Genomic DNA, 13,441 nt, shown 5'->3' with positions numbered 1-13,441 from the left:
AAACTGACAGGAAAAAAGTGAACAATCCCGCTCGCCGAGATGGCACACCGGACCGTAACAACTCCCGCGACAACCGCGGCGCACGCAGCGATGCCCCCCGTGGTGGACGCAGCGACGCCCCCCGTGGTGGTCGCAGCGACGCCCCCCGCGGCGCACGCAGCGAAGCGCCCCGTGGTGGACGCAGCAACACTTCCCGCAGTACTTCCGGATACGACCGCAGTTCCGGATACGACCGCAATGCCGGATCCGACCGTCCCCGCACGGACGACCGCCGCGGTGGATTCAATGATGATCGGCGCCCGCCGCGCAGTGATGATCGTCGCCCGCCGCGCAGTGACGACCGGCGCCCGCCGCGCAGCGACGACCGCCGCCCCCCGCGCAGCGACGACCGTCGTGGTGGTTACAACGACGATCGGCGCGGCCCGCGCACTGACGACCGCCGCGGACCCCGCAGCGATGACCGCCGTACACCCCACGTCGACGCCCGTCGCGCACCGCGTGGCGGCGCTGACCGTCGTAGTGACGATCAGCGCGGCGCACGCCCCGACGCTCCTCGCGGCGGTGCGTGGTCGAACGCACCTCGCGGATCCAAGTTCGACGGACCCCCGCGCAAGCGCCCGGCAGCCCCGACGCCGCCGGCAACCAACAAGCGCGGCAAGCCGAAGACCGAGAAGCCGCAGCGCGTGGTCTCTCAGAACCCGTTGGTGTCCAACGCCAAGCCGGCTCGTCATCAGCACGCCGAGGTCACCAAGCACGACGGCCCGCCGAAGGGTGACGGCGTCCGCTTGCAGAAGGTGTTGGCTCAGGCCGGCGTCGCATCACGCCGTGCAGCTGAAGAGCTGATCGACCAGGGGCGCGTCGAGGTCGACGGCCGCATTGTGGTCGAGCAGGGTCTGCGTGTCGACCCCGAGAACGCAGTGGTTCGCGTCGACGGCGTCCGCGTCGTCGTGCAGAAGGACCTCGTCTACCTCGCGATGAACAAGCCGCGTGGATGGCAGTGCACCATGTCCGACGATCTCGGTCGTCCGTGCGTCGGTGACATCGTCTCCGAGCGCGTTCAGTCGGGTCAGCGACTCTTCCACGTCGGCCGTCTCGACGCCGACACCGAAGGCTTGCTCCTCTTCACCAACGACGGCGACCTGGCTCACCGCCTGATGCACCCGTCGTTCGAGGTTCCGAAGACGTACCTCGCCACGGTTCACGGCGTTGTCGAGCGCAGCACCGGCAAGCAGCTGCGTGACGGTGTCACTCTTGACGACGGTCCGGCCAAGGTGGACGCGTTCACCGTGCTCGAGATCAACGAGGGCAAGACTCTCGTCAAGCTCGTTCTGCACGAGGGCCGTAAGCACATCGTGCGTCGCCTCCTCGATGCCGTCGGTCACCCCGTTGTCCGTCTGGTTCGCACCAACGTCGGAGTTGTCGCGCTCGGCGATCAGCGTCCGGGAACGCAGCGCGTCCTCGGACGTAGCGAGGTCGGTGGACTGTACGAGGCGGTCGGCCTGTGACCGATTCGTCCATGCCGCTGGTAGTCGCGATGGACGGACCGTCCGGAACCGGCAAGTCCAGCGTCTCTCGCGCGTTGGCGCAGCGTTTGGGCGCTCGCTACCTCGACACCGGAGCCATCTACCGGATCGCGACCCTGCACGTGCTTCGTCAGGGAATCGATCTGACGGATTCCGCCGCGATCACGGCTGCCGTTGCGGCGTTGCCGTGGTCCATCGGTACCGATCCGAGCAGCGAGCAGGTGCATCTCGACGGCGCGGATGTCAGCGAGGAGATCCGCGGCGACGCGGTCACCAAGGCTGTCTCCGCGGTGTCGGCCGTACCCGAGGTTCGCGACTTGCTGGTCGCCACTCAGCGTGAGTTGGCGGCCGGTGCAGAGCGGATCGTCGTGGAAGGTCGCGACATCGGAACCGTTGTACTCCCCGAGGCGGACGTCAAGATCTTCTTGACCGCATCGGCGGAAACCCGTGCGGCACGGCGCAATACGCAGAACATCGGCCAAGGCCGTGAAGACAATTACGAAGCGGTGCTGGCTGATGTGCAGCGCCGTGACCATCTCGATTCGACTCGGGCAGTGTCGCCGTTGCGCCCTGCCGAGGATTCCATTCTGGTGGATACGAGCGAATTGGGAATTGAAGATGTGATCGCCAAGTTGCTGTTGGTGGTCAGCGACAGAACTGGAGCAGTGCAGTGAGCGACGATCTGGTAACCGAATATGCCGGTGACGGAACTTGGTCCGAGGAATCGGAGTGGGATTACGCCGATCTCGAAGCGGACGGCGAAGGCGAAGCGCACATTGCCGTCCCGACCTTGGCTGTTGTCGGTCGACCGAACGTCGGCAAGTCGACGCTCGTCAACCGCATCATCGGCCGCCGTGAAGCGGTAGTCGAGGACATCCCCGGCGTTACCCGTGACCGCGTCTCGTACGAGGCGAACTGGGCCGGACGACGCTTCCTCGTCCAGGACACCGGCGGATGGGAGCCCGACGCAAAGGGTCTTCAGCAGGCCGTTGCCCGGCAGGCCGAGTTGGCGATGGGAACGGCTGACGCCATTCTCCTGGTCGTCGATGCCGTTGTCGGCGCTACGGCGACGGACGAAGCTGTGGCTCGCGTGCTTCGCCGCTCGAAGACTCCGGTCATCCTCGTTGCCAACAAGGTGGACGACGGACGCACCGAGTCCGAGGTCGCAGCGCTGTGGTCCTTGGGCCTCGGTCAGCCGTACTCCGTGAGTGCGACGCACGGCCGCGGTACCGGCGACCTGCTCGACGAGGTTCTGGAGAAGCTGCCGGAAACCCCTCGCGAAGGTATCCCCGGCGGCGGTCCGCGTCGTGTTGCACTCGTCGGAAAGCCGAACGTCGGAAAGTCCAGCTTGCTCAACAAGCTGTCCGGTGACGAGCGGTCCGTCGTGCATAATGTTGCCGGCACCACCGTCGACCCGGTCGACTCGATCGTCGAACTCGGTGGTCGCCCTTGGCGTTTCGTCGACACGGCTGGTCTGCGCAAGCGCGTCAGCCATGCCAGCGGCGCGGAGTTCTATGCGTCGCTGCGTACGAAGAGCGCGATCGAGGCCGCTGAGGTCGCGATCCTGCTGATCGACGCACACGAGCCGATCACCGAGCAGGACCTGCGTGTTCTGAGCATGGTGGCCGACACGGGTCGTGCATTGGTGATCGCATTCAACAAGTGGGACCTCGTGGACGAGGACCGTCGACTCATGCTGGACAAGGAAGTGGACCGTGATCTGGTCCGCGTTCCGTGGGCTCAGCGAGTCAACATCTCCGCCCACACCGGTCGCGCCGTGGCGAAGCTCGTGCCGGCTCTCGACACTGCGCTCGAGTCCTGGGACAAGCGCATCCCCACGGGTCGCCTGAACACCTGGCTCAAGGAAGTTGTGGCAGCAACACCGCCGCCGATGCGTGGTGGCCGCCTGCCTCGCATCATGTTCGCGACGCAGGCAAGCACGCGCCCGCCGACATTCGTTCTCTTCACCACGGGCTTCCTCGAGGCCGGCTACCGCCGTTTCATCGAGCGGCGTCTGCGTGAAGAGTTCAACTTCGACGGTAGCCCGATCCGCGTCTCCGTTCGAGTGCGCGAGAAGCGTGACCGTAAGGGCCGCTGATTCTGCGTCCAATTCGGTACTGAAACGGCTCTGACCAGCCGATTGGTACTTCGGCCCGTCCCTGATGTAATCTTTCCAAGCGCCCGAAACAGGGGCGTGGGACGGGCTGTGGCGCAGCTTGGTAGCGCACTTGACTGGGGGTCAAGTGGTCGCAGGTTCAAATCCTGTCAGCCCGACCGAAGTTAGATCGAAAAGGCAGTTTCTCAGAAATGGGAAACTGCCTTTTTTGTATGTGCCTCACAGGTTCGGCAACGGATCTCGTGGGAAGTCCTGTGGTGACGTGATCTCCGCGTCGGCAGCGTTCACGACTGCAACATATTCTTCGTCGATCTCGTACGTAATGCCCGCAACGACGAAATACGGCGTGGACGCAGTGTCGACCGGGCCGATAACGGTCGTTCTCGGAAACTGGGTAAGGATCGATCTCGGCAATTTTCTGGACCGAAAGCTCGTCGAGAAGACGGTGATCGCCTTTCGGCTCACCACGACAAACACACTCGGTTTCGCGCTCATCAGAACGTCCGCTGGAAATACGTACCGGATCTCGTCCTCTGGATCCAAGTAAGACCGAAGGCGCTCGCGAACATCCGCAGAAACCGGCATGGGCGGAAGGTTAGCAGCACGGGCACAAGAGCTTGCAAAGTTCGTGGTGTCGACCGGCGGATAAGCCGATTATTTCTACGGCACTTATCCACTGATCGACGATTCTGCTCCCTGAACCCGTTGATTCAGACGAATGTTGTGGATGGCCACTGTCGCTTCAAAGAGTGCGATCAGAATTGCGGCAAAGGCTGCTGCCAACCACCACGGCGCCGAGCCTGCTGTGTTCAGCCAGATTGTCAGTGCTCCGAAGATTGTGGTCGGAATACCCACAGCACGAGAAAGATCGACGTTCCTCGGATTGACCGGTGGCGTTCTCCACCAATGGAGGCGATGTCCTCGATTCTCGTGCAGCATTCGCAGAATAGACCAGACAGAAAGCGTCACACCAATCGCGAGGATGACCATCCCGCCAATCATTGCCAGAGTGGACCCGCCTCGGAAGTACGTCACGGCAGCGCCTACAACACCTGCAAAACCGATGGCCGTGAAAACTTTCCACGCCGGGGTTATCGACTGGCCATGTGGTTGTGTTGCCATGCAAGCACCCTCCCACAAACCGCGTCGAAGACCTCAACCCCGCTGCAAACTTTGGTTGTGCATCACAGTGATAATCAAACTCGGCATGCCGTTAACTGCGCCGAGTACAGCTACCGCGATACCCGTGCTCAACAGAGGTGCTGTCTCCCAATAGTTGTCGACGACGCGGAATGTCCCGATCAGGCTCAATGCCCAACCCGCGAGTTGAGCACGCCGTACATGTTGTGCTGCTCGCGTTGAGAACGGTCCCACCGCGAGAGGTAATCTTCGCCCGTAGTTTCCGTGAGCCGCGAGGCGCGCGCCGTAGACATGGGCAGCAATAGCAAGCATCAGTGCTCCCAATCCGATCAACATCGTTGATCCCTTCTTCGATTACCGTCGACGTTATCGCCCCTTCGTGCATTTTCGGGTTGTAATCGCTTTCTGCTGCGGAGCGCAATGTTCGTTACTGGCATGATCTCTTCGTATGACTGGGATTCGGATCGCGTGGGTTGTATTGGCGGTCGCCACCGGGATTCTGGGATCCGCGACGGCACAGTGGCCGCTGTATGAGATCACCGATTGCGAAATAGGCCTCGGCCCGCTCAGTTCTGCTGATTGTTACCGCTCGATTCATGACTATTTCGGACGAGAGCTCTTCTTGGTGCTCGCCTTACCGGTGGCCCTGTGCGTCATTCCAGCCGTGATCCCGCGACCATTCGTTTCCTGGATCGTCTCGGCGACAATGCTTTGTGCTGCAGTGGTGGGTTTCGTTACCGCTTTCAGCTCTGATATGCCGTCTCTGCTGTCGATGGTCGGGAGCCTCCCTGCGGCAGTGCTGGCATTGGTACTTGCTGCGGTGCATCAGGGCATCGCCTTGCAGAACAAGCGCGCCACTGCGCGTGCTCGCGGCGGGGTTCGCAATACGCGATCGAGTGGGTGATCAGTCGGGGCTGAAGAACAGTTCCATCGAGATCCAAAACCACGCCACCATTGCCGCGACCGGAAGGAACGCGAGAACCAATGGCAACGCAAATTGCCGGCCGGTGCGGCTGGGAATAGTGATAAGTCCGAGAATGACGAACACAACGGCAGGCGCCGCCCAACTAATCCAGTAGGTGAGCGGTGGCGGGTTGGGGCCGAACGACGTGAACGAACGGTTCGGATAAAGCTGCGGCTGCGGGACATCTGCGAAGTGTTGCCACAGGAGTACCAACGGCAGATAGCCGAACAGCCCCAGCAGAAAGCCAACGACGAGTCCCGCGAAGATTCGCTCGCCCCTCATGTCGATGCGACCGTCCGAATCAATCGTTCCACCGCCTATGCAACTTCTGGAAAGTCACGAGCCTGCATCCGTAGTGCCCACGCTCGGGCAACAACGAATGTTCCAGCCAATACGAGCACCACCAGCAGTACGACTGCAATCCAGGTGGGAGCGGCGGTGGAGAAGCCCAGCCTCCAGGCAGTTCCGACACCCGCAGCAGTCGCCGCCAACGCCCCTACCGGAAGCATCGCCGCCACCGCTCGCGTCGTGCGAACAGTAAGTCGATCCCCGGCAGCGCGAAGGACTCCGAACACGGCGGCGACCGACAGGCCATAAGCCAGGAGACCGCTTACGGCATAGACCAGGAGCGGGGGCCATCCGATATCAACCGACCCGGTGAATGCCTTGCTGATCAAGACCAACAGGGGCGTCAGCCCAAGCGTGACGCCTGCGAGGCCTGCCACCACAGTTCGGACCATTCGAATGTCCTGGCCTCCGGAGACTCGCACGCCCGCGAGGCGGAGCACGAAGCCGGTCAGCGCGCCCAGAAGGGCGCCGATCACCGCAGCCTCTATCGGCCGGTTCCATTGCGGTTCACCCGCGAAGCCCGAGATTGTCGTGCCACCCGAAAAGAGGGTGATGGTGGCCGATGCCTGTGAAGACCCCTGTGTCAGCGACGCGGCGACCAAGGCAACGGCCGCCCCGAACAAAGCAAACCCGAATGCCTGTTTCCACATCAAGCCATCATCACCTAAACGGAGCGGGAATTCGGCACAACGGCAGTCTCATCCGGATGCCTTCTCACTGTGCAGATTCGGGGCGCAGCCGACTTCGGCGATAATTGTGTGAAGCTGCTGGTGGTGACACCCTCGTCGTATCACCACCAGCCACGTCCGACGCTCACGACCTGCTGTCACGCACGCAATCGGCGACGTGCTGCCAGTGCTGCCGGAAATCCGAGATCTGCATCGATCACTTCACCGGAGAGACGTTCCGAGATTTCGATCAGTCGACTGCATCCGGTCTCGCCGATCGCCTCGTACGGGTACGACCCCAGCACATCGGTCTGATGCTCAACCCTCTGCCGGCGATCGCGACCCACCTCGTTCAGGTGAAGCTCGGGGCCGTCTTCGAGCCATCCACGCGCCCGCACACTTTCGACGCCTTCCACCCACTGATCGTTGTCCCATGCCCGGCTCATTTGCAGAGCAGCAGCAGGAACATCACCGGTTGCGGCGTGAACTACCAGTGCTTCGACACCGTTGAGCCCTTCGGTGTGAAGTAGGGCGACATGAGAGTCACCGCGATACTCCCGGAGCAAGGATTGGGCATGCCACAACACGAGATGAGGCTCCTCAGGCCACGGCAATGATGCGTGCCCACCGAACAAGGGTCGCCCTTGTGGTCTGTTGCATGCGCGTTCCGCTGCTCCGCGTGCGAGTTCGGCAGCTTCTCGAACCTCGGCGCCGTCGACATGTTCTCCCCATGCCTTGCGCAGCGAACGGTCGACAGCGTCGAGTCGAGCGGCCAAGATCTGTTCGGGGGTGGCGATCGTCCAGGCTTCCGGCAGGACCGCGTGTACCAGTTCGGGGTTGAAGTTGAAGAAGGTAGCGATGGTGACTTCTGCCGCTACCGCGCCCATGGGTGCGGACCGCGAAGCGAAGTACCCCATTCGAGGATGCGTAAAGCCCAGTGCAGCATATGCTTCCGTGCCAAAGGGGGTGAAGTAGATCATGCCGTGTATCGGTTCGGCTCCACGGAAGACGCGGCGCGCGGTTTCTGGTGCTATAGAAGTCATCGGTATTCCTTCATACGGGTGGTGTGGTGGTCGAGAAGTCGGACTGGGTGCGGGATGTTCGTAAGCTATCTCCCTCTGACATACATGCGGTCCCGGACGGCATCACCCACTCGGTAGACGGCCAGGACGACCAGTGAAATCAGAATGCCGGAGGGGAGAATCTGTTGTGGGGCGCTCAAGATGTGCAGGTACGCATCGGATAAGTCACCGCCCCAACTCGGGGTGGGCGGCTGTATACCCAGTCCGAGGAACGAGAGGGCGGCCTGCGCGAGAAAAGTCAGACCGGTGAGCACAGTCACCTGAACGACAACCGGTCCGATTGCGTGCGGTAGGAGATGACGCAAAAGCACTACGTGCGGCGGACATCCCGAGAGTCGCGCGCTCAGGACGAAGTCTCGGTTCCTCGTTTCGCTGACCCCGGCAGCCAGAATTCTTGCAATCGTGGGTGCGTAGACAACTCCGAGGGCGGACATCGACGTAATCAGGCTCGGCCCCAGAACGCCCGTAATTGCCACTGCAAGAACCAAACCGGGGAATGCCAGTAGTGCGTCTGCCACCCGGAGGAGCGACGCACCGATCCAGCGTGGCCAGTATCCGGCGATCAGTCCCCACGGAATTCCCAACAGCAGACTGACAGCGACCGCAATCGCAACGCCGAAGAAGGCGGAGCGTCCTCCCCAGATGAGCCGACTGAGCACGTCGCGGCCGAAGCCGTCAGTACCCAGCAGGTGCTGTGCACTTGGTCCGGCGAACGTGTTGGTCAGGTTCTGATCGGTCGGACTGTACGGGGCCACGAAGGAGGCCAAGGCGGACGCCGCGATCAGTATTCCGAGAAAGCAGTAGCTGAGCCATAATCCGAGCGTCAGGCGAGGGCGAGGCCGCTTGGGACGAGACTCGCCTGCAGTGGTCACTACGAGTTGGCTCACGAGATCGTTCCCTTTCTCAATTGCGGGCTGATCATGGTGTTGACGACGTCGACCAGGATGTTCACGAGAAGCACGATCACGACGAACAGCAACACGATGCCTTGAAGCATCGGATAGTCTCGCGTGTCGATCGCGATGACCAAAGCGCTGCCGAGGCCCGGCAGCACGAAGATCTGCTCGAGGATGACCGTCGCACCCAGCATCGCCACGGCGAGCAAACCGTAGACCGTGACAATGGTGGGAACGATGTTTCGTAACGCATAGCGCCACAGGATCTTCCGCTCGTCGATACCCATTGCACGCGCGGTTCGCACGTAGTCACCGGACAGTGTCTCGATCATCGCAGCCCTGGTCTGCCGAATCGCAATCGATGCTGCGCCGGCAGCGAGTGCCGTTGCAGGCAAGACGAGATGGCTCAGGTTGTCGATCACATCGTCGCCCAGAGGAACCCAGCCGAGCACCGGTAGAAGTCCCAAGCCGAGGGCGAAGACATCGACCAGCACGATAGCGAGGAAGAAGTCCGGCACCGCGAGTCCGATCCCTGAAACCGTGCGAGTCAAACCATCGCTGCGTCGCCCCACCCGCGTTGCGGTCCACACACCGAGAGGCACGGCCACGACGGCGGACAGCAACAGAGCGAGAACAACGAGTTCCGCGCTTGCCGGCAGACGCGCAAGGATCTGTGGGCCTACTGGGGCGCTGTTCTGTAGCGACGTGCCTAGATCTCCGTGCAGCGCTGACACCACCCAGTTCCAGTACTGGACCAGTAAGGGTTGATTTAATCCAAGGCGCTCGTTGAGCGCCGCGATCGATTCATCGGTGCCGTTCGGACCGAGAAGGGCCTCGGCTGGTCCACCTGGAATGATCCGAATGAGGGCGAAGGTTATGAAACTGGCGATAACCGCGGTCGGAATTATTTGCGCGAACCGGACGGCGATCATCCGTACGTAGGGGTTGACGGGCGATCGGTGAGGGCTTCGAGTTGGAACGCTCTCAGGCCCTGGCATCACCGAATTCTCGCGCGATACGACGGTCGCTGTCATGACTTCGAGAGGTATGCGAGATTGGGGGATCCGTTCAGAGCAGGAACGGCCCCATGAACGTTCTTCGTGTACGCGACCACGTCGGGAGTGAAGTACAACGGTACGTACTCAGCGGACTTGATCACGACTTGATTGATCTGTTTGACGATGTCGAGCTGAGCGGCTTCGTCATATGAGTTGTTCAACATTGCGATCAGCTTCTCCAACTCCTCGTTGGGTACTGAATTCTGCCGGAAGTACGATCGCGAACCCAGTGAGGCTTCGAAATTGAGTGGTGCGGATGCTCGCGTGGGCCATCCCACGCTGAAGACGTCCGCGCTGTTGTGTGCGACGAACTCCGTAATCGCCTGAGGTCCACTCATTTCGACAAAGTCGACCTTGATGCCGACCTTCTCCCATTGTTCTCCGACAAGGACTGCGTTGGTCGAGTACGGCGGTAAATTGCCTGCCAATCCGCGCACAGTGACTCCGTTCGGATAACCCGCCTCGGCTAGCAGCGATTTGGCCTTCTCCGGGTCGTATGGCCATGCATCTTCTGTTTGCTCGTCGTAGAACTGTGAGCCGGGAGGATATTGACCGAACGCCGCAGTTCCTTCCGAGCTGTCCAGCGCGGCTCGCGCAATTGCCTTGCGGTCGAGCGCATATTGCATTGCCAGACGAACTCGGACGTCGTTGACTATTGGGTTCTTGTTGTTGATCACGACGAGTGCAACTCCGAGTCTCGGGTCGTGACTGACGTTCAGGTTGGGATTGCGTTCGAGGATCGGAGCACTCGACGGTGTGAGCCCGTATGCAAAATCCGCGGCGTTCGATGTCAGGGCATTTGTCAGCGCTGTGGGGTTGGAGATCACCTGGATCTGGATCTTGGCGAGCTGAGGGCTGGGTGGACCCGCCGGTTTGTAGTCGTCAAATCGACTGAATGTGTATGAACTGTTCGGGACTGCGCTGGTGAACGTGTACGGGCCGGCACCTACAGGCTTGTTGGCGAAGTCCGCCCCTGCTGCTGCCAGCGCAGTGGGGGAGACGACCATCCCCAATCTGCCGTTGAGCCACCCTGGTAAGCCAGAGGTAGGTGAGCTCAACGAGATCGTTATCTGATCCGGGGACGTTGCTTCGATGCTTTTGATCGTCGGGACGGAAACGATTCCGAGACTCAAGCAGTGTTCCATGCTTGCTTTGACTGCTGCTGCATCGAGAGTTGTACCGTCGTGGAAGGTCAAGCCGTTCTGCAACGTCATCTCGAACGTGAGGTTGTCCGGTCCGGAGAAACCCCACTCGGTAGCGATTCCCGGCCGCAGTTTCTGGGTGGCAGGTTCTGCATCGATCAGTGGTGCGTACATCAACTGTAGGTAGTCGATGTCGTATCCGATGTTTCCCGCACACGGGTCGAGCGAAGCCGGCACGTGCGATGTCGCGACCTTCAGTTCGGCGTTCGGATCGACAGGTCCGGTACCGCCGGCGGTACCTGTGGTGCTGCTCGAACAGCCACTGAGCACGAGGGCAGAAAGTGCGAACGCAGCCACCAGCGCATGTGGGCGACTTTTCCCATGATTCTGGAAGTGGGTGATCGGATATCGAGATCGCGAAAACAGACGTGGATTCATATGGTGGACTTTCGCTTTGGTCTTGCCGGAATGGGGAGACTGACGCGGCACGCATTTACTGCGGCGGGTTCGAGATTCCGGTCGATGTGGCCGGGGAGGACAGATGGCAGGCGGAGCTGTGCGCGGAATTCGGGGCCGCGCGAAGCGCCGGCGATTCCGACGCACAGCGATCCATCGCAAACGGGCAGCGGGTGCGGAATCGACAGCCCGAGGGTGGATTCCGCGGGTCGGGTAACTCTCCGCGCACCAATGCTTTCCGACGATTGCGACGCTCGAGTTCGATATGCGGGGCCGCGGCGAGCAGTGCCTGCGTGTAGGGGTGCGATGGAGTTGTCAGGACCGTGGCAACCGGCCCGATCTCGACGATTCGGCCGAGGTACATCACTGCGACGCGATCGGCGATCCGGGCCACCGAACCCAAATCGTGCGAAATGAAGATGTACGTGAGGTCGTGCTCTTCTCGGAGATCGGCAAGAAGTTGCAACACCTCTTCCTGCAGTGAAACATCGAGGGAAGCAACAGGTTCGTCGCAGAGAATCAGTGGCGCCTTGGAGGCAAGGGCGCGAGCGATGGTCACGCGTTGGCGTTGGCCGCCGGAGAGTTGGGTCGGGAGGCGGTCGGCAAGCTCGGCGCCGAGACCGACCCGACGCAACAGCTCGACGGCCTTCGGCCGCAACGACTGCGGGATTCGTACGCGTCCTGGCGCCATCGGCTCGGCTACGCACGCCCAAGAGCTCATCCGAGTGTTCAAAGCCGACGTGGGATTTTGAAAGATGAGGTGGGAAGATCCGCCTTTGCCGAATGCCGGGCCGTCGAGGTTCGTCGTGATGGAGCCTGCTGCCGTACCGACCAGGCCGGCCAGAGCGTGAGCCGTCGAGGATTTTCCCGACCCTGATTCACCGATGATCGCAAGGGTTTCACCCCTCTGCACGGAGAAGCTGATGTCGTCGACCGCTCGAAGAGCTTTGCGCCCTCGTCCGTACTCGACGGCCAGGTTCCGAACATCGACGATGATGTCGGTGTTGCTCATCAGCTCACCAGTCCGAGCAACTCGAGTTCGGAACTGCGGTGACATCTCGTTGCCGATTCCGGTGATCCGATCAGAAGTGGATGATCGGATACGCAGCGTTCATCGGAGTAGTTGCACCGGGCGAGGTATCGGCAACCCTCACTGGGAGAAGGGGCTTTGGTGGTGAAATCGCCGCGCGTCTTGGGTGATTGGGAGGAGATGTTTTCGAATGTCGAGCGCGCGGCCTCGAGAAGGCTGAACGTGTAGGGATGCGCTGGCCGGCGAAGCAACGCGTCTCGCGGCGCGACGTCGACGATCTCGCCGCGAAACATGGTGATGACTCGATCTGCGACCTCGGCGACGACTGCTAGGTCGTGACTGATCAACAACACGGCAAGATCGCGCTGTTCGGCCAGTTCTCGAAGGAGATCGACGATCTGGGCTTGGATGGTCACGTCGAGCGCTGTCGTCGGTTCGTCCGCGATCAGCAACTTCGGACCGCATGCGAGGGCCATCGCGATCATCACCCGCTGACACATCCCACCGGATAGCTCGTACCCGTACGATTTCAGGGTTCTGCTCGGGTCGGCCAGACCGACCTGGTGGAGAAGATCTGTTGCTACACCCTCTGCGTCGACCTTCGTGATGTCACGGTGCGCCTTCAATACATCGATGATCTGGCGACCGATGCTGACGGAGGGGTTGAGAGCCGAGCTCGGATCCTGAAACACCATACTGACGTCGCGACCGCGTATTTTCCTCAACTCGGCGGCGGGCAGACCCACAAGTTCGCGTCCTTCGAAACGGATGCTTCCGCTGGTCGTAGCCGCGCGGGGCAAGAGACCGAGCAGTGCGAGACCGGTCAGTGTCTTTCCGCTCCCGCTCTCGCCCACAAGGCCGGTGACTTCGCCTGCCCCCAACTCGAAGCTCACTCCGTCGAGGACTCTGTTCGAAATCGATTCCGTCCCAATGTCAACCGTGAGGTCTCGGACTTGCAGAAGTGGGCTCATCGTCGAGTCGTCCACGTGTGATCGTTCATCGCATTCCTCCGTAAACA

Annotated in this window: 15 protein-coding genes and 1 tRNA gene; 5 read left to right on the top strand and 11 right to left on the bottom strand. The window is 61.4% G+C overall.

Features of this window, described 5'->3' with window-relative positions:
- Positions 1-17 precede the first annotated feature (17 nt).
- The 4 genes from QM716_RS14925 (at position 18) to QM716_RS14910 (ending at position 3,797) form a co-directional block, all read left to right on the top strand.
- Complete coding sequence (locus QM716_RS14925; protein ID WP_283304815.1) at positions 18-1,505, top strand: pseudouridine synthase; 1,488 nt, start codon at positions 18-20, stop codon at positions 1,503-1,505.
- Between the two features lie 11 nt (positions 1,506-1,516).
- Positions 1,517-2,197 carry a (d)CMP kinase gene (gene cmk, locus QM716_RS14920; protein ID WP_283304850.1) on the top strand — a complete coding sequence of 227 codons (681 nt, stop codon included), beginning with the start codon at positions 1,517-1,519 and terminating at the stop codon, positions 2,195-2,197.
- Positions 2,194-3,621 carry a ribosome biogenesis GTPase Der gene (gene der, locus QM716_RS14915; RefSeq protein ID WP_003946199.1) on the top strand — a complete coding sequence of 476 codons (1,428 nt, stop codon included), beginning with the start codon at positions 2,194-2,196 and terminating at the stop codon, positions 3,619-3,621. Before cmk ends, der begins: the two co-directional genes overlap by 4 nt.
- A 102-nt stretch (positions 3,622-3,723) precedes the next feature.
- Positions 3,724-3,797 (top strand) — tRNA-Pro (locus QM716_RS14910).
- Between the two features lie 61 nt (positions 3,798-3,858).
- On the opposite strand, the gene QM716_RS14905 is transcribed toward QM716_RS14910, so the two are convergent.
- From QM716_RS14905 to QM716_RS14895, 3 genes are all read right to left on the bottom strand, one after another.
- Entirely contained in the window at positions 3,859-4,224 is a 366-nt protein-coding gene (locus tag QM716_RS14905; protein ID WP_283304814.1) for a hypothetical protein, read from the bottom strand.
- Positions 4,225-4,308: 84 nt separating this feature from the next.
- A complete protein-coding gene (locus QM716_RS14900) occupies positions 4,309-4,629 on the bottom strand; it encodes a hypothetical protein (RefSeq protein ID WP_283304813.1) in 321 nt (106 codons plus the stop codon).
- 165 nt (positions 4,630-4,794) lie between these two features.
- On the bottom strand, positions 4,795-5,115 hold the full coding sequence (locus QM716_RS14895) for a hypothetical protein (RefSeq protein ID WP_283304812.1): 321 nt from the start codon (positions 5,113-5,115) through the stop codon (positions 4,795-4,797).
- A 112-nt stretch (positions 5,116-5,227) separates the two neighbouring features.
- Between QM716_RS14895 and QM716_RS14890 the strand changes: the two genes are divergently transcribed.
- Positions 5,228-5,683 (top strand): hypothetical protein, encoded by a 456-nt coding sequence (locus tag QM716_RS14890; protein WP_283304811.1) that lies wholly within the window; start codon positions 5,228-5,230, stop codon positions 5,681-5,683.
- Here the strand turns inward: QM716_RS14890 and QM716_RS14885 are convergent, their stop codons facing one another.
- The 8 genes from QM716_RS14885 to QM716_RS14850 form a co-directional block, all read right to left on the bottom strand.
- Complete coding sequence (locus QM716_RS14885) at positions 5,684-6,025, bottom strand: hypothetical protein (protein ID WP_283304810.1); 342 nt, start codon at positions 6,023-6,025, stop codon at positions 5,684-5,686.
- Between the two features lie 35 nt (positions 6,026-6,060).
- Complete coding sequence (locus tag QM716_RS14880; RefSeq protein ID WP_283304809.1) at positions 6,061-6,741, bottom strand: hypothetical protein; 681 nt, start codon at positions 6,739-6,741, stop codon at positions 6,061-6,063.
- A gap of 176 nt (positions 6,742-6,917) precedes the next feature.
- Positions 6,918-7,802: an SCO6745 family protein gene (locus QM716_RS14875; RefSeq protein ID WP_283304808.1), complete on the bottom strand. Its 885-nt coding sequence runs from the start codon at positions 7,800-7,802 to the stop codon at positions 6,918-6,920.
- A gap of 65 nt (positions 7,803-7,867) precedes the next feature.
- The gene (locus QM716_RS14870; RefSeq protein WP_283304807.1) at positions 7,868-8,728 is read right to left on the bottom strand and encodes an ABC transporter permease; all 861 of its coding nucleotides are present in this window, start codon (positions 8,726-8,728) and stop codon (positions 7,868-7,870) included.
- Positions 8,725-9,771: an ABC transporter permease gene (locus QM716_RS14865; RefSeq protein ID WP_283304806.1), complete on the bottom strand. Its 1,047-nt coding sequence runs from the start codon at positions 9,769-9,771 to the stop codon at positions 8,725-8,727. The genes QM716_RS14870 and QM716_RS14865 overlap by 4 nt, the downstream gene beginning before the upstream one ends.
- On the bottom strand, positions 9,768-11,294 hold the full coding sequence (locus tag QM716_RS14860) for an ABC transporter substrate-binding protein (RefSeq protein ID WP_283304805.1): 1,527 nt from the start codon (positions 11,292-11,294) through the stop codon (positions 9,768-9,770). The genes QM716_RS14865 and QM716_RS14860 overlap by 4 nt, the downstream gene beginning before the upstream one ends.
- 136 nt (positions 11,295-11,430) lie before the next feature.
- Positions 11,431-12,405, bottom strand: coding sequence for an oligopeptide/dipeptide ABC transporter ATP-binding protein (locus QM716_RS14855; RefSeq protein ID WP_283304804.1), 975 nt, complete (start codon positions 12,403-12,405; stop codon positions 11,431-11,433).
- A complete protein-coding gene (locus QM716_RS14850; RefSeq protein WP_283304803.1) occupies positions 12,405-13,316 on the bottom strand; it encodes an ABC transporter ATP-binding protein in 912 nt (303 codons plus the stop codon). Before QM716_RS14850 ends, QM716_RS14855 begins: the two co-directional genes overlap by 1 nt.
- Between the last annotated feature and the right edge of the window lie 125 nt (positions 13,317-13,441).

The sequence above is a fragment of the Rhodococcus sp. IEGM 1409 genome (genome assembly GCF_030056735.1).
In the GTDB taxonomy this organism is placed as follows: Bacteria; Actinomycetota; Actinomycetes; order Mycobacteriales; family Mycobacteriaceae; genus Rhodococcus_F.
Note: the sequence above shows the minus strand (reverse complement) of the source record. Positions and strands in the feature narration are given on the sequence as shown.

Bases quoted from the DNA above. Each gene is read 5' to 3' on its own strand.
- QM716_RS14895 (WP_283304812.1), bottom strand. From the start codon at position 5,115: ATGTTGATCGGATTGGGAGCACTGATGCTTGCTATTGCTGCCCATGTC.
- QM716_RS14890 (WP_283304811.1), top strand. From the start codon at position 5,228: ATGACTGGGATTCGGATCGCGTGGGTTGTATTGGCGGTCGCCACCGGG.
- QM716_RS14855 (WP_283304804.1), bottom strand. From the start codon at position 12,405: ATGAGCAACACCGACATCATCGTCGATGTTCGGAACCTGGCCGTCGAG.
- QM716_RS14880 (WP_283304809.1), bottom strand. From the start codon at position 6,741: ATGTGGAAACAGGCATTCGGGTTTGCTTTGTTCGGGGCGGCCGTTGCC.
- QM716_RS14885 (WP_283304810.1), bottom strand. From the start codon at position 6,025: ATGAGGGGCGAGCGAATCTTCGCGGGACTCGTCGTTGGCTTTCTGCTG.
- QM716_RS14905 (WP_283304814.1), bottom strand. From the start codon at position 4,224: ATGCCGGTTTCTGCGGATGTTCGCGAGCGCCTTCGGTCTTACTTGGAT.
- cmk (WP_283304850.1), top strand. From the start codon at position 1,517: ATGCCGCTGGTAGTCGCGATGGACGGACCGTCCGGAACCGGCAAGTCC.
- QM716_RS14900 (WP_283304813.1), bottom strand. From the start codon at position 4,629: ATGGTCATCCTCGCGATTGGTGTGACGCTTTCTGTCTGGTCTATTCTG.
- QM716_RS14875 (WP_283304808.1), bottom strand. From the start codon at position 7,802: ATGACTTCTATAGCACCAGAAACCGCGCGCCGCGTCTTCCGTGGAGCC.
- QM716_RS14865 (WP_283304806.1), bottom strand. From the start codon at position 9,771: ATGACAGCGACCGTCGTATCGCGCGAGAATTCGGTGATGCCAGGGCCT.